Annotated in this window: 15 protein-coding genes; 4 read left to right on the top strand and 11 right to left on the bottom strand. The window is 72.6% G+C overall.

Going from position 1 to position 18,340, the window contains the following annotated elements:
- Positions 1 to 68: 68 nt before the first annotated feature.
- The 6 genes from whiA to AC069K_RS15690 all read right to left on the bottom strand — a co-directional run bounded on the left by whiA (position 69) and on the right by AC069K_RS15690 (position 6,680).
- On the bottom strand, positions 69 to 1,058 hold the full coding sequence (gene whiA, locus AC069K_RS15715; protein ID WP_101387789.1) for a DNA-binding protein WhiA: 990 nt from the start codon (positions 1,056 to 1,058) through the stop codon (positions 69 to 71).
- Positions 1,049 to 2,071 (bottom strand): gluconeogenesis factor YvcK family protein, encoded by a 1,023-nt coding sequence (locus tag AC069K_RS15710; RefSeq protein WP_358835963.1) that lies wholly within the window; start codon positions 2,069 to 2,071, stop codon positions 1,049 to 1,051. Before AC069K_RS15710 ends, whiA begins: the two co-directional genes overlap by 10 nt.
- Entirely contained in the window at positions 2,068 to 3,009 is a 942-nt protein-coding gene (gene rapZ, locus AC069K_RS15705; RefSeq protein ID WP_358835962.1) for an RNase adapter RapZ, read from the bottom strand. Before rapZ ends, AC069K_RS15710 begins: the two co-directional genes overlap by 4 nt.
- Entirely contained in the window at positions 3,006 to 5,048 is a 2,043-nt protein-coding gene (gene uvrC / locus AC069K_RS15700; protein WP_365105192.1) for an excinuclease ABC subunit UvrC, read from the bottom strand. The genes rapZ and uvrC overlap by 4 nt, the downstream gene beginning before the upstream one ends.
- A gap of 125 nt (positions 5,049 to 5,173) precedes the next feature.
- A complete protein-coding gene (locus tag AC069K_RS15695; protein ID WP_478616245.1) occupies positions 5,174 to 6,004 on the bottom strand; it encodes a hypothetical protein in 831 nt (276 codons plus the stop codon).
- Positions 6,005 to 6,008: 4 nt separating this feature from the next.
- Positions 6,009 to 6,680, bottom strand: a complete 672-nt coding sequence (locus AC069K_RS15690; protein ID WP_478616242.1) for a papain-like cysteine protease family protein — start codon at positions 6,678 to 6,680, stop codon at positions 6,009 to 6,011.
- 354 nt (positions 6,681 to 7,034) lie between these two features.
- Here AC069K_RS15690 and AC069K_RS15685 point away from each other — a divergent pair, with 354 nt between their 5' ends.
- On the top strand, positions 7,035 to 7,961 hold the full coding sequence (locus AC069K_RS15685; RefSeq protein ID WP_478616239.1) for a hypothetical protein: 927 nt from the start codon (positions 7,035 to 7,037) through the stop codon (positions 7,959 to 7,961).
- Positions 7,962 to 8,101: 140 nt separating this feature from the next.
- On the opposite strand, the gene AC069K_RS15680 is transcribed toward AC069K_RS15685, so the two are convergent.
- On the bottom strand, positions 8,102 to 8,530 hold the full coding sequence (locus tag AC069K_RS15680) for a Rieske (2Fe-2S) protein (protein ID WP_365105293.1): 429 nt from the start codon (positions 8,528 to 8,530) through the stop codon (positions 8,102 to 8,104).
- 131 nt (positions 8,531 to 8,661) lie between these two features.
- On the opposite strand from AC069K_RS15680, the gene AC069K_RS15675 reads away from it, so the two are divergent.
- On the top strand, positions 8,662 to 9,564 hold the full coding sequence (locus AC069K_RS15675) for a carbohydrate kinase family protein (RefSeq protein ID WP_478616236.1): 903 nt from the start codon (positions 8,662 to 8,664) through the stop codon (positions 9,562 to 9,564).
- A gap of 515 nt (positions 9,565 to 10,079) precedes the next feature.
- On the opposite strand, the gene uvrA is transcribed toward AC069K_RS15675, so the two are convergent.
- A complete protein-coding gene (gene uvrA / locus AC069K_RS15670) occupies positions 10,080 to 13,097 on the bottom strand; it encodes an excinuclease ABC subunit UvrA (RefSeq protein ID WP_478616233.1) in 3,018 nt (1,005 codons plus the stop codon).
- A gap of 193 nt (positions 13,098 to 13,290) precedes the next feature.
- Here uvrA and AC069K_RS15665 point away from each other — a divergent pair, with 193 nt between their 5' ends.
- Both AC069K_RS15665 and AC069K_RS15660 read left to right on the top strand, forming a co-directional pair.
- Positions 13,291 to 13,977: a maleylpyruvate isomerase family mycothiol-dependent enzyme gene (locus AC069K_RS15665; RefSeq protein ID WP_358836164.1), complete on the top strand. Its 687-nt coding sequence runs from the start codon at positions 13,291 to 13,293 to the stop codon at positions 13,975 to 13,977.
- Positions 13,978 to 13,998: 21 nt separating this feature from the next.
- Complete coding sequence (locus AC069K_RS15660) at positions 13,999 to 14,655, top strand: MBL fold metallo-hydrolase (RefSeq protein ID WP_358836163.1); 657 nt, start codon at positions 13,999 to 14,001, stop codon at positions 14,653 to 14,655.
- Here the strand turns inward: AC069K_RS15660 and AC069K_RS15655 are convergent, their stop codons facing one another.
- From AC069K_RS15655 to AC069K_RS15645, 3 genes are all read right to left on the bottom strand, one after another.
- Positions 14,656 to 14,961: a hypothetical protein gene (locus AC069K_RS15655; RefSeq protein WP_358836162.1), complete on the bottom strand. Its 306-nt coding sequence runs from the start codon at positions 14,959 to 14,961 to the stop codon at positions 14,656 to 14,658.
- 137 nt (positions 14,962 to 15,098) lie between these two features.
- Entirely contained in the window at positions 15,099 to 16,079 is a 981-nt protein-coding gene (locus tag AC069K_RS15650; RefSeq protein WP_478616228.1) for a TerC family protein, read from the bottom strand.
- A 253-nt stretch (positions 16,080 to 16,332) separates the two neighbouring features.
- Complete coding sequence (locus tag AC069K_RS15645) at positions 16,333 to 18,255, bottom strand: TerD family protein (RefSeq protein WP_365105217.1); 1,923 nt, start codon at positions 18,253 to 18,255, stop codon at positions 16,333 to 16,335.
- Between the last annotated feature and the right edge of the window lie 85 nt (positions 18,256 to 18,340).

Here is an 18,340-nt window from a genome sequence, read left to right as displayed (position 1 = left end):
GGGTGAGGCCTGGGTGCGCCGGCGGTACGAGAGCGGGGCCGACGCCAAGCGGAGGGGTGCTCCCCCGATCAGCCGACCAGGCCGTCCGCCATCTCCTCGGTCAGATTGGACTCGGTCCCGGGGATGCCCAGGTCCTGGGCCCGCTTGTCCGCCATGGCCAGCAGCCGGCGGATCCGGCCCGCGACCGCGTCCTTGGTCAGCGGCGGATCGGCGAGCGCGCCCAGCTCCTCCAGGGAGGCCTGCTTGTGCTCCATGCGCAGCCGCCCGGCGGCGGCCAGATGCTCCGGCACCTCCTCGCCGAGGATCTCCAGGGCGCGCTGCACCCGGGCCCCGGCGGCGACGGCGGCCCGCGCCGAGCGGCGCAGATTGGCGTCGTCGAAGTTGGCCAGGCGGTTGGCGGTGGCCCGGACCTCGCGGCGCATCCGCCGCTCCTCCCAGGCGAGCACCGACTCGTGCGCCCCGAGGCGGGTGAGCAGGGCGCCGATGGCGTCCCCGTCGCGCACGACCACGCGGTCCACCCCGCGCACCTCGCGGGCCTTGGCGGCGATCTGGAGCCGGCGGGCCGCGCCGACCAGCGCGAGGGCGGCCTCCGGGCCCGGGCAGGTCACCTCCAGGGAGGAGGAGCGGCCCGGCTCGGTGAGCGAGCCGTGGGCGAGGAAGGCCCCGCGCCAGGCCGCCTCGGCGTCACAGGTGGCCCCCGAGACCACCTGGGGCGGGAGGCCCCGGATGGGGCGGCCCCGGCCGTCGACGAGGCCGGTCTGGCGCGCCAGCTGGTCGCCGCCCGCCACCACCCGTACGACGAAGCGCGAGCCGCGGCGCAGTCCGCCCGGAGCCATCACGATCAGCTCGGAGCTGTGGCCGAAGATCTCCAGGATGTCCCGCTTGAGGCGGCGCGCCGCCATCGCGGTGTCCAGCTCCGCCTCGATCACGATGCGGCCGCTGACCAGGTGGAGGCCGCCGGCGAACCGCAGGATCGACGAGACCTCCGCCTTTCTGCAGCAGGTCCGGGTGACGGGAAGCCGGGAGATCTCATCCTTCACCGCTGCCGTCATCGCCATGGGCCGATCCTTCCATGCATCCGAAAAATACGGTCGTACGCGGCTGCCAACAGCTCCCGGTCGTGCTTGGGGGACCCGTCGGGCGCGGCGACCGCCGCCAGCTCGACCACGGCGCCGAGCTGCTTGGCGGCGTCGGCGAGGGACTCGCGGTCGGGCACGGCGGCCACGTCGGCCAGCACCACGTCCAGGGCGAGTTTAGGGGCGTGTCGTCCCAAAACCTCCAAATGACGCTGCGGAGAGAAGCCATCGGTTTCGCCGGGCTGGGGCGCCAGGTTCAGCGAGAGCACCTTGCGCGCCTTGGTCACCGTCAGCGCGTCGAGCAGCTCGGGCACCAGCAGATGGGGGATCACCGAGGAGAACCAGGAGCCCGGCCCCAGCACCACCCAGTCGGCGTCCAGGACGGCCTCCACCGCCTCCGGGACCGCCGGCGGGTCGTGCGGTACCAGGTTGACGGACTGCACCTCGCCCGGGGTGAGCGCCACCGTGGCCTGGCCCCGGACGGTGTCCACGTCGTCGGGACGGTCCGGGTCGTGGCCCCGCACCAGCGCCTGGAGCTCCAGGGGGACCGCGGACATCGGCAGCACCCTGCCGTGCGCCCCGAGGAGCTTGCCGACCAGGTCGAGCGCCTGGACGTGGTCGCCCAGCTGCTCCCACAGGGCGACGATCAGCAGATTGCCGACGGCGTGCTCGTGCAGCTCGCCCTGGGACTGGAAGCGGTGCTGGATGACCCGGGCCCAGGTCTGGCCCCAGTCGTCGTCGCCGCAGAGCGCCGCCAGGGCCTTGCGCAGATCGCCCGGCGGCAGCACGCCCAGCTCCTCGCGGAGCCGGCCGCTGGAGCCGCCGTCGTCGGCCACGGTGACGACGGCGGTCAGATCGCCGGTGATCCGGCGCAGCGCCGCGAGCGACGCGGACAGGCCCATGCCGCCGCCGAGGGCGACGACCTTGGGCTGGGCGCCGCGCCCGCGGCCGGTGCGGCGCACCGGTCCGCGCGTGCGCCGTCGGTACACCTTCACTCGCGCCCCATGTCCCGGTGGACGACGACGGTCTCGATCCCCTCGGAGGCGAGGCGGGCGGCCAGCTTCTCGGACATCGCCACGGAGCGGTGCTTGCCGCCGGTACAGCCGACGGCGACCGTCACATAGCGCTTGCCCTCGCGGCGGTAGCCGGTGGCGATCAGCTGGAGCAGCTCGCTGTACTGGTTGAGGAACTCCTTGGCGCCGGGCTGGTTGAAGACGTACCCGGACACCTCCTCGTTCAGGCCGGTGTACGGGCGCAGCTCCGGCACCCAGTGCGGGTTCGGCAGGAAGCGGCAGTCCACCACCAGGTCGGCGTCGACCGGGAGGCCGTACTTGTAGCCGAACGACATCACCGTGGCGCGCAGCTCCGGCTCCTCGTCGCCTGCGAACTGGGCGTCCATCTTGGCGCGCAGCTCGTGGACGTTGAGGCTGGAGGTGTCGATCACCAGGTCGGCGTCGCCGCGCAGCTCGCGCAGCAGGTCGCGCTCGGCCGCGATGCCGTCGACGATCCGGCCGTCGCCCTGGAGCGGGTGCGGGCGGCGGACCGACTCGAAGCGGCGCACCAGCGCGTCGTCGGAGGACTCCAGGAAGACGATCCGCCGGGTGACCTGCTTGGAGTCCAGGTCGGCCAGCGACTCGCGGAGGTTGTCGAAGAAGCGGCGGCCGCGCACGTCGACGACGACGGCGATGCGGGCCACATTGCCCTGGGAGCGGGCGCCGAGCTCCACCATGGTGGGGATCAGCGCGGGCGGCAGGTTGTCGACGACGAACCAGCCGAGGTCCTCCAGGCACTTGGCGGCGGTGCTGCGTCCGGCGCCGGACATGCCGGAGATGATCACCAGCTCGGGGATGGCCGGCTCTGCGGCGTCGTTCGTCGTGCCCGTACTCACGTGTGCGGCTCCAGCTTCTGCGTCTGTTCGGTCGTGCTCAGTCATGTCGCGGATCCCCCGTCGTCCTCTTCAATGATCTCTCCTGTCGCCGTGTTCACGGCGGGTGCGGCCGGAGCCGACCGGGCCAGGGCCGCCGCCACGGTCTCGGCCGTCTTGCGGCCTATCCCGGGAACGTCACAGATCTGCTCGATTGTCGCCGACCGCAGCCGCTTCACCGAGCCGAAATGCTTGATCAGAGCCTGTTTGCGGGACTCGCCCAGACCCGGCACGTCGTCCAGGGGGCTCGCCTTGAACCGCTTGGTCCGCTTGACCCGCTGGTAGGTGATGGCGAACCGGTGGGCCTCGTCCCGCACGCGCTGGAGCAGATACAGCCCCTCGCTGGAGCGCGGCAGGACGACCGGGTCGTCGTCGTCCGGCAGCCAGACCTCCTCCAGGCGCTTGGCGAGCCCGCAGACCGCCACGTCGTCCATCCCCAGCTCGTCCAGGGCCCGCTTGGCGGCCGCCACCTGGGGCTGCCCGCCGTCGACCACCACGAGCTGCGGCGGGTAGGCGAACCGCTTGGGCCGTCCGTCCTCGGTGCGCGGCCCGGCCTCCGCCGGGGCCTCGCCGGGCGCCGGGACCTCACCGGAGGGAGCCGGTCCGGTCCCGGCGCCCTCCTCGCCGTCCGCCCACTCCCCCAGCCGGGCGCTCTCGGCCAGGTACCGCTTGAAGCGGCGGGTGATCACCTCGTGCATGGACCGGACGTCGTCCTGGCCCTCGAAGCCCTTGATCTGGAAGCGCCGGTACTCGCTCTTCCTGGCCAGGCCGTCCTCGAAGACCACCATGGAGGCCACCACGTCCTCGCCCTGGAGGTGGGAGATGTCGAAGCACTCGATCCGCAGCGGCGCGCTGTCCAGCTCCAGGGCCTGCGCGATCTCCTCCAGGGCCCGGGAGCGGGTGGTCAGGTCGGAGGCGCGCTTGGTCTTGTGCAGGGCGAGGGCCTGCTGCGCGTTGCGCGCGACCGTGGCCATCAGGTCCTTCTTGTCGCCGCGCTGCGGGATGCGCAGCGACACCTGCGACCCGCGCCGCCCCGCCAGCCACGCGCCGACCGCCTCGGCGTCCTCCGGCAGCGCCGGGACCAGCACCTCCTTCGGTACGGAGTCGCCGGTCTCCTCGCCGTACAGCTGCTGGAGGGCGTGCTCCACCAGGCCGGCCGTGTCGACCGCCTCGACCTTGTCGGTGACCCAGCCGCGCTGGCCGCGGACCCGGCCGCCGCGCACATGGAAGATCTGCACGGCCGCCTCCAGCTCGTCCTCGGCGACCGCGATCAGGTCCGCGTCGGTGGCGTCGGTGAAGACCACCGCGTTCTTCTCCAGGGCGCGGCGCAGCGCCCCGATGTCGTCGCGCAGCCGCGCGGCCCGCTCGTACTCCATCTCCTCGGCCGCCGCCGCCATGTCCTTCTCCAGGCGGCGCAGGTACGTGCCGGTGCGCCCGGCCATGAAGTCGCAGAAGTCCTCGGCGAGTTCGCGGTGCTCCTCGGGCGTGACCCGGCCGACGCAGGGGGCCGCGCACTTGCCGATGTAGCCGAGCAGGCAGGGCCGGCCGATCTGGGTGGAGCGCTTGAACACCCCGGCGGAGCACGTCCGTACCGGGAAGACGCGGAGCATCAGGTCCACGGTCTCGCGGATCGCCCACGCGTGCGCGTACGGACCGAAGTAGCGCACGCCCTTCTTCTTGGCGCCGCGCATCACCTGGACCCTCGGGAACTCCTCGTTGAGGGTGACCGCCAGATACGGATAGCTCTTGTCGTCGCGGTACTTGACGTTGAAGCGGGGGTCGAACTCCTTGATCCACGAATACTCGAGCTGGAGCGCCTCGACCTCCGTGGAAACGACCGTCCACTCCACCGACGCCGCCGTGGTGACCATCGTCGCCGTGCGCGGGTGCAGGCTGGTGAGCGGCTGGAAGTAGTTCGCCAGCCGCTGGCGCAGGGACTTGGCCTTGCCGACGTAGATCACCCGGCGGTGGTCGTCCCGGAATTTGTAGACCCCCGGCGAGTCGGGGATCTGTCCCGGCTTGGGGCGGTAGGTGGAGGGGTCTGCCATGGCCACCACCCTACTGGCGGGGACCGACAACGCGGTTTCACGGGGCGCGGCCCTCTTCGGGGGGCGCGGGGAACCGTGTGGCCGGCCGCGCACGGTCCGCGGCCGGCCACACGGTCCGCCGATGCCTACGCCGGGTCCGCCCCGCGCCTGCGGCGGCGCAGGACCACCGCGCCGAGGCCCGCCGCCGTGAGCGCGCCCGCGCCGGCGGTCACCGAGACGGCCGTGGCCGGGCCGTCGTGGCCCGCGGGGACGGACGCGGCGGCCGCGGCCTGGGCCCGGGCCTCCCCGGGGCTCTGCCCGTACCCTCCGGCCTTGCCGGACTTCGCGTACGCGGAGCCGGGCAGCTTGTCGCCGTAGGCCCGCTGGACGCGCTGCCGGTAGGCGGCCAGTGTGGTGCCCCGGGCGCCGACCGCGCGGACGGCGTCCTCGTCCAGCGGGAGCACGGTGGCCCCCTTCTGGACGTACCAGGCGTTGATCTGCGGCTCCTGGAAGACCGTGCCGCCCGGCAGCCGGAGCGCGCCGGCCGCGGTGTAGCGGGCCTCGTCGTCGCCGGTGGCGATGTTCACCACCTGCCAGGTCCCGCCCCGCGGAACCGTCCACAGGGAGGCCTTCTGGCCGTCCGAGGCGACGGCCGTGGAGGCGAGGTACTCCACCTTCGCCACCGGCGCCCCCGCCCGCCCCGCGACGAACTCCGGGGAGAGCGTGTAGACGGGCACCGCGTCGCCCTGGACGCGCGGGGCGGCGGCGGCCAGCGACACCTTGCCGTCCCGGGCGAAGAAGCGGGAGAGCGTGGCGAGGGTCTCGGGCGCCGAGGCCGCCCGGTGGGCGGCGGCCCTGGAGTCCGCCGTCGCGGTGGGGCGCCCGTCGGCCGCCGCGCCCGGGGCGCAGAGGCCGGCGAGGCCGGTGAGCAGCGCCGCGACGGCGGCGCAGGAGGAGGACAGACGTCGCAGCGTCATCGCGTCACGCCCCGATCCGGTAGAGCGAGTGGGTCCAGGAGAACGAGTCGTTGTCGACGTACCAGGCGTGCGAGGCCCAGTTGTAGCGGTTGCTGGAGGGCCAGGGGTCGCCCCAGTACACCCAGCTGTTCGCGGTGTCGTACCCGTAGATCACATGCATGTGGCCGCCGCCGCTCGACCACTGGATGCGGGTCTCCATCGGCCGGTTGGCGTTGATCTCGGTCTGGACGGTCGAATAGCGCAGCCAGCCGCTGACGTACGAGCCGGAGCTGATCCCGGCCCAGCCCAGGGCGTTCTGCACATTGCCCAGGTCGGCCTGCCAGTTGGGGCAGTCGTAGCCCTGCTGCCGCCCGAAGGCGGCGTTGCAGAACTGGTTCTGGCTGTAGGCGCGCCCGAACCAGGTGGCGATGGTGTTGCCGCTGGCGGCCCAGCACCAGTTGTCCTTCTGCTGGGCCTGCATGGTGATGTTGAGGCGCTTGGATGTCGCGGCCGTGGCGGACGCCGGATCGGCGGCGGCAGGGGTGTCGGCGGCGGTCGTGGACGTGGGGGGCGTGGACGTGGCGGCTGCGGTGGTGCCGTGGTGGTGCGGGGATGCGACGGCGCTCGCCGTGGGGGCGGCGAGCAGGGCCGTCACCACGAGGGCGAGGGCCGGATGCCGTCTCTTGCGGTTGTGCATCGCGTTCCTCCCGAAGCGGGGGGTGTGGGGATTGGAGGAGCGCGTCCGGACGCTTTCGGTGAGCATCGAACGTTGTCGTGAGCTGGTCAACGCGCTTCAATGCGGGGTGAGACGCGGGTGTGAACGGAGTGGCCTCCCCTGTGAACAGGCCTTCCGGGCCCACCAGGCCACCCGGGTCCCGCGGCGACCCGTGACCACCCCCCGCCGTGAACGTTCACTGTGCGGCCCGAAGCCCCCTGACCGGCAGCGCGGTTGAACCAGGTCCGTACGGCCGCCCCGACCGCCCCGCGCGGCCGGACCGGACCCGTGCGGCCACCCCCCACCGGATCCGAAGCAGTCCCGAGGGAGTCCCCCATGCTCCACACCGATGCCGATCTGGCCCAGGTGCTGCACACCGGCCCCTTCCATCTGGCCCTGCGCACCGCGCTCGCCGTCCGCGGGCTTCCGCTCCAGCGCGTCCAGCACCATCTCGCGGGGCGCGGGGTCAAGGTCGGCGTGACCAGCCTCAGTTACTGGCAGCAGGGCGCCCGGCGGCCGCAGCGCGCCGAGTCGCTGCGGGCCGTGCGCGCCCTGGAGGAGGTCCTCGGGCTGCCGGAGCGCGCGTTGCTGCGGCTGCTCGACGGCGGCGAGGCCCGCGACGGCGCGGAGCGCCCGGCGGGCCGCTCCTACCGCTCGCTGGTGGAGGCCTCCGGAGTCGTCGAGCGGCTGATCACGGACCTGGAGTCCCCGGTGGACGGCGGACTGCACACGGTCGGCCACCATGAGCGGGTACGCGTCGGGGCGGGCCGTGAACTGCTCGGCCGCGACTCCCAGCAGGTGGTGCGGGCCCACCGGGACGGCATCGACCGCTATCTCGCCATCCACCACGGCGACCCCGGCTGCGACCCGTCCCGGGTGCGGGTGCGGGCCGCCGAGAACTGCCGCACCGGCCGGGTGCGCTGGGACGCCGAAACCGGTGTCCTGGTGGCCGAGCTGCTCTTCGACGCCCGGCTGCGGGCCGGGGAGACGTACCTCTTCGGCTACGGCTTCGAGGACGGCACGGCGGGCCCGAGCAGCGAGTACGTACGCGGCTTCAGCTTCGCGGGCGGGCAGTACGTGCTCCAGGTCCGCTTCGACGAGCACGCGCTGCCGGTACGGTGCCGCCGCTTCGCCCGCTCCTCGGCAGGCTCGGCCCGCTCGGACCGGGGCGACCTGACGCTCAGCGGACAGCACCGGACGGTCCACCTGGTCGAGCAGGGGGTGCGGCCGGGGATCCTGGGGATCGACTGGGACTGGGCGTAGGAGGGGCGGGGTGCCTCTGTCGGGCCCTGGGCGCCGAGGGCGGGACGCCCCTGTCAGGCCCTGGTCGCGGGCGGCGGGACGCCCCCTGCGGGCCTGTCCGGGCCCTGGGCGCAGGCGGCGGGACGCCCCCGTCGGGACTGTCAGGCGTCGGGGCCGGCCACCAGCCTGCCGTCCTTCACCTTCACCGGGACGGCCGGCAGCGGCACGGTCGCCGGGCCGTGGACGGCCCGGCCGGTCATGACGTCGAAGCGGCTGCCGTGGCAGGGGCAGTTCCCGTGCCCGTCCTCGATCTTGTCCAGGACGCAGCCGGCGTGGGTGCACTGGGCGCTGAACGCCTTGTACTCGCCCTTGGCCGGGCAGGACACCATCAGCCGCTGCTCGCGGTAGAGCTTGGCCCCGCCGACCGGGACCTCCTCGGGCGCGCCCAGGGCGACCGGCGCGGTCGGGGTCGGCGTCTCGGCGTGGCCGAGCTTGGAGTCGGTGGAGCAGGCGGCCACACCCAGCCCCGCGGCCCCGGCGAGGGCCGCGCCTTTCAGCACGGTGCGACGGGCGGCGGGCTGGCCGGACATGGGGTCTCCACGGGTCATGGGGGGTTGGTGACGTATCCGACGATACCGGCGGGGCAGGTGGGGCCGGGGGTGGGGTGGTGCCACCGCCCGGGGTGAGTCGGGCGGGCCCGGATGGGTGTACGTTCGGCCGCGTGATCGTCGTCGCCGGAGAAGCCCTCATCGACCTGGTCCCCGAGCGCCCCGGCGACCGGCTGGGCCCCCTGACGCCCCGGCGCGGCGGCGGCCCGTACAACACGGCGGTCGCCCTGGGACGGCTCGGCGCCGAGGCGGCCTTCTGCTCCCGGGTGTCGACGGACGGCTTCGGCGAGGCCCTGCTCGACGGGCTGCACGCCGCCGGTGTCGACACCTCACTGGTCCAGCGCGGCCCCGAGCCGACGACGCTGGCGGTGGCGACGGTGGGTCCTGACGGGGGCGCCGGGTACGGCTTCTACGCCTCCGGCACCGCGGACCGCCTCTTCACGCTGCCGCCCGACCTCCCCTCCGGCGTACGGGCACTGGCTCTCGGCACGTGTTCGCTGGTCCTGGAGCCCGGGGCGAGCGCGTACGAGGCGCTGCTGCGGCGGGAGTCGGGGCGCGGCCTGTTCACCCTGCTGGACCCCAACATCCGTCCCGGCCTGGTCCCGGACCCGGACGCCTACCGGGCGCGCTTCCGCTCCTGGCTGCCGTACGTGTCCCTGCTGAAGCTGTCCGAGGAGGACGCGGAGTGGCTGGGCGGCGGGGTGCGCGCGTGGCTGGCGGCGGGCCCGGAGGCGGTGGTGCTGACGCGGGGCGCGGCGGGCCTGACGGTGTGGACGCGCTCCGGCGAGGAGATCTCCGTCCCCGGGGAGCGGGTCGAGGTGGTGGACACGATCGGGGCGGGGGACACGGTGAACGCGGCGCTGCTGCACGTGGTGGCGGGACGACTCCCGCTGTCGGCGGCGGGCTGGCGGGCGGCCCTGGCCTACGCGGCCCACGCGGCAGCCCTGACCTGCACGAACCAAGGCGCTGACCCGCCCCACGCATCGAAAATGCCCCCCAAGCCACACCTCCCCTGAAATCCCAGGCTGCACCTCACTCACGGGACCAGGGGCACGGGGGAACAACGCACCCAGCACCCAAAGAACCAGCTACACCCCCCACCCCCAGGGGCGCGAGGAACTGCGCGACCAGCCCCCCACGACCCGCACCCAAAACCCGACCGCCTCACCCACCCCCCAGGGGCGCGAGGAACTGCGCGACCAGCCCCCCCCACGACCCGCACCCAAAAACCGGCCGCCTCACCCACCCCCCCCAGGGGCGCGAGGAACTGCGCGACGAGCCCCCCACGACCCGCACCAAAAACCCGACCGCGTCACCCACCCCCCCCCCCCCAGGGGCGCGGGGAACTGCGCGACCAGCCCCCCACGACCCGCAGCCAAAAACCGGCCGCCCGGCGAGGGCTTACGGGAAGGGGCGGGGTGGGGAAACCAGCCCGCCGCAGGCGCCCCACCCGGCCAGCCGGACCCGCAGGAAACAAACCGGCCAACCAGGGGCCCGGGGGGGGGGGCCGAACCCCCCGGGACAGAGACGCTCAGCCCTTCCGCGCCCGCGAAACCGCCTTCTTGGCCGGCGCCTTCGCAGAAGCCTTGCCAGAACCCGCACCCGCCGCGCTGGCGGCCCCCTTGGCCGCCACCTTCTTGGCCGGCGCCCGCTTAACCCCCCGCCGCCCCGGCGACACGGGCGCGACCGACTCCGCGTCACTGATCCGGTCCGCCCCCAGAATGTCCCGCAGGAACTTCCCGGTGTGGCTCGCCGCCACGGACGCGACCTGCTCCGGCGTACCCTCGGCGATCACCAGTCCACCCCCGCTGCCGCCCTCGGGCCCCATGTCCACGACCCAGTCCGCGGTCTTGATGACGTCGAGGTTGTGCTCGATGACGATCACCGAGTTCCCCTTGTCGACGAGCCCCGACAGGACCTTGATCAGCTTCGAGATGTCCTCGAAGTGGAGACCGGTCGTCGGCTCGTCCAGCACGTACACCGTGCGGCCCGTGGACCGCTTCTGGAGCTCGGAGGCCAGCTTCACGCGCTGCGCCTCACCGCCCGACAGCGTCGGCGCCGACTGGCCGAGCCGGACGTATCCCAGCCCCACCTCGTTCAGCGTCCGCAGGTGGCGGGCGATCGTCGGCACCGCCTCGAAGAACTCCAGCGCCTCCTCGATCGGCATGTCGAGGACTTCCGCGATGGACTTGCCCTTGTAGTGGACCTCCAGCGTCTCCCGGTTGTAGCGCGCCCCGTGGCAGACCTCGCACGGCACGTACACGTCCGGCAGGAAGTTCATCTCGATCTTGATGGTGCCGTCGCCCGAGCAGTTCTCGCAGCGGCCGCCCTTGACGTTGAAGGAGAAGCGGCCCGGGAGGTAGCCCCGCACCTTCGCCTCCATCGTCTCGGCGAACAGCTTGCGCACGTTGTCGAAGACACCGGTGTACGTCGCCGGGTTCGACCGGGGCGTACGGCCGATGGGCGACTGGTCGACGTGGACGACCTTGTCGACCAGGTCGTCGCCCTCCACGCGCGTGTGCCGCCCGGGCACGGTCCGCGCGCCGTTGAGCTCGCGCGCGAGGTGGGTGTAGAGGATGTCGTTGACCAGGGTCGACTTGCCGGAGCCGGAGACACCGGTGACCGCGGTCAGCACGCCCAGCGGGAACGAGACGTCGATGTCCCGGAGGTTGTTCTCCTTGGCCCCGTGCACGGTGAGCTTGCGCGCGGGGTCCACGGGACGGCGCAGCTCCGGCAGCGGGATGGACTTCTTGCCCGCCAGGTACTGCCCGGTCATCGACTCCTTGTTGGCGAGGAGTTGCTTCAAGGGGCCGCTGTGGACGACCTTGCCGCCGTGCTCACCGGCGCCGGGGCCGATGTCGACGACCCAGTCGGCCACCTTGATGGTGTCCTCGTCGTGCTCGACGACGATCAGGGTGTTGCCCATGTCGCGCAGCCGCACCAGCGTCTCGATCAGACGGTGGTTGTCGCGCTGGTGCAGACCGATCGAGGGCTCGTCCAGTACGTAGAGCACGCCGACCAGGCCGGAGCCGATCTGGGTGGCGAGGCGGATGCGCTGGGCCTCGCCGCCCGAGAGCGTCCCGGCGGCGCGGTTGAGCGAGAGGTAGTCGAGGCCGACGTCGACGAGGAAGCGCAGCCGCTCGTTGACCTCCTTCAGGACGCGCTCGGCGATCTTCTTGTCGCGCGCGTTGAGCTTGAGCTCGCCCAGGAAGTCGGCGCAGTCGCTGATCGACATCGCGGCGACCTCGGCGATGGAGCGGTCCATCACGGTGACCGCGAGGACCAGCGGCTTCAGTCGCGAGCCCTGGCAGGTCGGGCAGGGGATCTCGCGCATATAGCCTTCGAAGCGCTCGCGCGCCCCGTCGGACTCCGCCTCCGAGTGGCGCCGCTTGACGAAGGGCACCGCACCCTCGAAGGCGGTGGTGTAGGCCCGCTCCCGTCCGTACCGGTTGCGGTAGCGCACCTCGATCTGGGTCTTGTGGCCGTTCAGCAGCGCCTTCTTGGCGCGCTGGGGCAGCCCCGCCCAGGGGATGTCCGTACGGAAGCCGAGCTCGTCGGCGAGGGCGCCGACCAGCCGGGCGAAGTAGTCCTTGGTGTGGCCCAGCGACCAGGGGGAGATGGCGCCCTCGTCGAGGGACTTGTCCTCGTCCGGGATGATCAGGTCGGGGTCGACCTCCATGCGCGTGCCGATGCCGGTGCAGTCGGGGCAGGCGCCGAAGGGCGAGTTGAAGGAGAAGGAGCGCGGCTCCAGCTCCTCGAAGGACAGGTCGTCGTACGGGCAGTACAGGTGCTCCGAGTACATCCGCTCGCGCTCGGGGTCGTCGGCCGCCAGGTCGACGAAGTCGAGCACCACCATGCCGCCGGACAGGCCGAGCGCGGTCTCCACCGAGTCGGTGAGGCGGCGCTTGGCGGAGTCCTTCACGGTGAGGCGGTCGATGACCACCTCGATGGTGTGCTTCTCCTGCTTCTTGAGCTTGGGCGGCTCGGAGAGCTGGATCGTCTCGCCGTCCACGCGCGCGCGGCTGTAGCCCTTGGTCTGGAGGTCGGCGAAGAGGTCGACGAACTCGCCCTTGCGCTCGCGCACCAGCGGCGAGAGCACCTGGAAGCGGCTGCCCTCGGGCAGTTCGAGCACCTTGTCGACGATGGCCTGCGGCGACTGGCGGGTGATCGGCCGGCGGCACTCGGGGCAGTGCGGCTTGCCGATGCGCGCGAAGAGCAGACGCAGGTAGTCGTAGACCTCGGTGATGGTGCCGACCGTCGAGCGCGGGTTGCGCGAGGTCGACTTCTGGTCGATGGAGACCGCGGGCGACAGACCTTCGATGAAGTCGACGTCCGGCTTGTCCATCTGGCCGAGGAACTGGCGGGCGTACGAGGAGAGCGACTCGACGTAGCGGCGCTGCCCCTCGGCGAAGATCGTGTCGAACGCGAGGGACGACTTGCCCGACCCCGAGAGCCCGGTGAAGACGATGAGGGAGTCGCGCGGGAGGTCGAGCGAGACGTTCTTGAGATTGTGCTCGCGCGCGCCACGGACGATGAGACGGTCGGCCACGCCGGTCCGCACCTTTCTTGAAGAGAAGCAGGGGGCGGAGCCCCCGTCTCAGACTATGGGGGGTCGCCTGGGCGATGGATTGCTATTACCAAGGATGCCTGATGCCACTGACGAGCCTATAGCACGCGCATTCGATTTACGGACTCGTCCCAGCGGCTTCACCCGAATGAGTGGCGGGACTATCGTCGGCGCCATGATTGATCATGCGCACGACCTGGACTCTGTACGGGAAGCCACCGAACGGCTGCTCACCGCAGCGGGCAAACTGGACAACGCGGCGCTCGCCGAGCCGTCACGGCTTCCCGGCTGGACCCGCGGGCACGTGCTCGCGCACCTCGCCCGCAACGCCGACGCGCTGGTGAACGTGCTCGCCGGGCGCCCCATGTACGAGAGCGCCGAGGCCCGCGACGCCGACATCGCGCGCGACGCCGCGCGCCCGCTCGACGTCCACCTCGCCGACCTGCGCGAGAGCGCGGCCCGCTTCCAGGAGGAGGGCGCCCGGGCCGCCGACTGGACCCGCACGGTCGAGCTGCGCAACGGCGTCCTGGACCAGGCCGCCCGCATCCCCTTCCGGCGGCTGATCGAGGTCGAGCTGCACCACGTCGACCTGGGCACCGGCTACGAGCTGGAGGACCTGCCGGACGAGTTCGTCCGGCGCGAGATCCAGTTCCTGGCCGACCGCTTCTCCGGGCATGCCTCGCTCCCGCCCGTCACCCTCACCGGCGGCAACGGCCACACCCTGCGCACGGGCGGCACCCAGGGCCCCGCGGTGACCGTGGGCGGCCCCGCGTGGGACCTGCTGGGCTGGCTCGCGGGCCGCAGGAGCGGGACGGCCCTGGAGGTCACCGGCGGCCCGCTGCCCGCCCTGCCGCCCCTGTAGGCGCCGGGCTACGCTGAGTCCATGACGTACAGCGGAGCGGTCAAGGTCGGCGGTCCTGCGGATGTCCACGAGCTCGGCGATCTGATGATCTCCAAGGTCGCGGTGGGCCCGATGGACAACAACGCGTATCTGCTGCGCTGCCGGGCCACGGGCGAGCAGCTCCTGATCGACGCGGCGGCCGAGCCCTCGACCCTGCTGACGCTGATCGGTGACGACGGCATCGAGTCCGTCGTCACCACCCACCGCCACGGCGACCACTGGCAGGCGCTCGCCGAGGTCGTCGCCGCCACCGGCGCCAGGACCTACGCGGGCCGCCACGACGCCGAGGGCATCCCCGTACCGACCGACGTCCCCGTCGAGGACGGGGACACGATCCGCGTGGGCCGGGTCGAGCTGACCGCCCGCCATCTGGTCGGCCACACCCCCGGCTCGATCGCCCTGGTCTACGACGACCCGCACGGCCACCCGCACCTGTTCACCGGCGACTGCCTCTTCCCGGGCGGGATCGGCAACACCCACAAGGACCCGCGGGCCTTCGCCAGCCTGATGCACGACGTGGAGACCAAACTCTTCGCGGTCCTCCCGGACGAGACGTGGGTCTACCCGGGCCACGGCAACGACACCACGCTCGGCGACGAGCGCCCGAAGCTGCCGGAGTGGCACGCGCGCGGCTGGTAGCTACAGCGCCTCCGACTCCTCCACGTCGCAGTCCGTGAAGGCGGGTGGGCGCGTCGACAGCGCCGCGAGCCGCTGGGAGAGCTCGGTCGTCTCCGGAGCGTCGCTGTTGGCCATGGCCTCCTCGTACGAGTCGAACTGGACCACGGCCAGATAGCGGTTGGGGTTGGACCGGTCGCGCAGCAGGGTGCGGTGCGTGGGCCCGAGCTTGCGGCCCTCCGAGCGAGCCCGCTCCTCGTACTGACGGATGAGCTCGCGCATCTCGTCCGCCCGCTCGGTCTCGAAGTCGATGATCTGCGCGAACTTCATGGGGTCCTCCTGGTCGGCGGTGCCCCCGCGGACCGGGAGCTCCTCCCGTCCAAGCAAGCACCGGCCGGCGAGCCCGGCAACCGGGCGCCCGCTCGGCCGGTGCGCGCGCCGGTGCGGACGCACCGCGCGCTCCGGGGTCAGACCCCGACGCCGCTCTTGTCGTCGGTCTCGGCCGGCGCCTGCTTCCTCGCGGCCATCAGGCTGGTGACCGTGGTGATCACCAGCACGCCGCAGATGACGCCCAGCGAGACGGGGATGGAGATCTCGGGGACGTTCACCCCGTTCTCGTGCAGGGCGTGCAGCACGAGCTTCACGCCGATGAAGCCGAGGATCACCGAGAGGCCGTAGCTGAGGTGGACCAGCTTCTGGAGCAGTCCGCCGATGAGGAAGTACAGCTGGCGCAGGCCCATCAGCGCGAAGGCGTTGGCGGTGAAGACGATGTACGGGTCCTGGGTCAGGCCGAAGATCGCCGGGATGGAGTCCATCGCGAACAGCACGTCGGTCATGCCGATGGCGAGCATGACGACCAGCAGCGGCGTCATGACCTTCTTGCCGTGCTCCTGGATGAAGAGCTTGGTGCCGTGGTACCGGTCGGCCACACCGAACTTGCGCTCGACGGACTTGAGCAGCCGGTTCTCCTCGAACTCCTCGTCCTCCTCGTCGGAGCGCGCCTCCTGGATGAGCTTCCAGGCGGTGTAGATCAGGAAGGCGCCGAAGAGGTAGAAGACCCACGAGAAGCTGGCGATGATGGCGGCGCCGGCCGCGATGAAGACCGCCCGCAGCACCAGGGCTATCAGCACACCGAAGAGCAGGACGCGCTGCTGGAGGTGGGTCGGTACCGAGAACTTCGCCATGATCAGGATGAAGACGAAGAGGTTGTCGACGGAGAGCGACTTCTCGGTGATGAAGCCGGCGAAGAACTCGCCGGACGCCTGGCTGTCGCCGAAGACCAGCAGGCCGACGCCGAAGAGCGCGGCGAGCACGATCCAGACGACCGTCCAGATCCCGGCTTCCCTGACCGACACGTCATGGGGTTTGCGCCCGATGAAGAAATCGGCCGCGATCAGGGCGCACAGACCGAGAATGGTCAGCACCCACAGGGTCATCGAAACGTCCACAGTGCCTCCGGCTTCGTACCGCTACAGATCAGCGTCGTCGCTGCCGGAGGTCTCCTCCACCCGGTCGCGCTCTCGCACGTGGGCCGGCGCCCCGGAACCGGTCAGGTCGGTCCGTACTGACGGGAACGCCGCAGTCGGGAGTACTCCCCTCCGCACCAAGAACCCTACCCCAATCACCAAGAGAAGGTAAAGGGAAGGGTAAAGAAGAACCAAGACGGCTGTCGTGCGAGCCGCTGAGCAGGAGAGGAGGACGTCAGCGCGGCCAGGCGCGCCTCGCGTCCGCGACCTGGCCGAGCACCTGCTCCAGGATCGCGCTGCCGGCCGGGACCAGCGGCGGCTCGTACGTCCAGGCGTGGCCCACCCAGGGGTCCGCCAGGTGGTCCTCCGGCACCGGCGTGAGCCGCAGCAGCGAGCGCCACAGGGGCTGGAGCACCGGTCCGTACGCCTCGGCGTCCTCGCGGTCGGCGACCATCAGCAGATGGACGCCGACCGAGGGGCCCTCGTCGGCGAGGTAGCGCAGCTGGTTGACCGCGCGGTCGTCGAAGCCGTGCGGGAAGTCGTTGACGACCAGGAGCTGTTCGGCGGTGTCCGTGCCGGGCGGCAGCGCGTCCGCCCCGGCGCCGCCCCGGGCGGCCATCTGGAGCAGGTCAACGCGCTGGGTGAGCCGGGCGAGCACGTCCGCCACCCCCTGGGCCCCGGCCGCGGGCGGCGCGGCGAGCACCCCCGCGCGCGTCAGGGGCGCGAACGCCCCGGCCGCCGTCCCGGCCGGGTCCACGACGTGCACCGCGAACTCGTGCGCCGGGTACACCGCGAGGAGGCGGGCCGCCAGCGCCACCGCCGTCTCCCTGGCGAGACGCCTGACCTGCTCGGCGTCCATGAAGGCGGCGGCCTCGGAGCCGGAGCGGCCGGAGTCGATCCACAGCCCGCGCTCCAGCGGCAGCCGCACCAGCATCGGGATGCGCAGCTCCGGCCGCTCCGGCAGGCGCAGGTCGCCGACGCGCAGGGCCATCGGGATCTCCATCGGCACCCGGTAGGCGTGCCAGACGGGGTTGTCCCAGCGCGCGTAGGCAGCCGGCAGGGCGGGCTCGACGACCTCGGACTCGGCGGTCAGGTGGGCCACGTCCCGGTCGAACGCCTCGCGCGCGCGGTCGACGAGCTGCTCGCGGCGGGCCGCGGCCTCCTGGCGGGCCAGGTCGCCGGTGGAACCGATCCGGCTGCGCGGATCGGCCAGGGCCCGGTCGAGCTCCTGCTCCATCCGCGAGTCCGCGAAGTCGACGGCGCTGCGGTACGCGGCGGTGGTCCGGGCCAGGTCCTCGAACATGCCCCACACCTGGTTGTAGAGCCGCTCCTCCATGGACCAGCCGGTGGCGTCGCCGGCCACCGGGGGCGCGGGCTCACCGGGGGCCGCGGGCGGCGCGGTGGGAGGCGGCGGCGGGGGCGCGGTGTTCTTGCGGCGCGGGTGGGCGTAGTCGACGGGCCCGCTGTCCGTCAGGGGCTGCTGGGGCGTCTCGGACGAGGGAGCGGCGCCCGCGGGGCCCTCGTCGCTCCCGCGCGCGCCGGAGGCGCCACCGGTGCGCACCCGTCCCTCGTCGGCCGTACGGGGCGGGGGCGCGGCGACCGAGCGGGAGGCGCCCAGGGCGACCGCGTCCAGGACGACGGCGGCGAGTTCGCGGGCCTGCGGCAGGCCCTGGTCGACGAGCATGTCGGCGAGGCCGCCCGCGTAGCCCTGGCCGATCGCGCGGACCTTCCAGGCGCCGGCGCGCCGGTAGAGCTCCAGGGCGACCACCGCCGACTCCGCGTCCAGACCGGTGATCGTGTAGGTGGCGACCTCGGTGCCGTCGAGGCCGGTGACGGCCACGAAGGGCGCGGCGACGGCCGCGAAGCGGCTCGGGCCCGCCCCGGGCGGCAGCGCCAGCAGCACGCTCACCCGGTGCACGCCCTGCGGCAGCGCCTCCAGGTCCACGGCGAGGCGGTGGTCGGCGGCGGCCTGCCGGGAGACCTCCAGGCCCGGCAGGGTGGGGGTGCCGGGGTGGGCCACCCACTCGGTCCCGCGCACGGTGCCGTGCTCGTCGCCCAGGGTGGCTCCGGCGACGATCGGTGTGCCGGCCGACACCCGGATCTCCAGTCGGGTCCGGGGCAGGGGGTGGTTCTGCCCCCGTACCAGCTCGGCCGTCATCGCTTCGTCCCCTCGTCGAGTGCCGGTGGTGCACGGTGGTGCGGGGCAGCTCCCGGCGGCCTTGCCTCCGGGAGCTGCGGTTGCG

The organism is Streptomyces sp. NPDC043908 (assembly GCF_056435525.1).
This window is presented reverse-complemented; position numbering and strand designations above follow the sequence as displayed.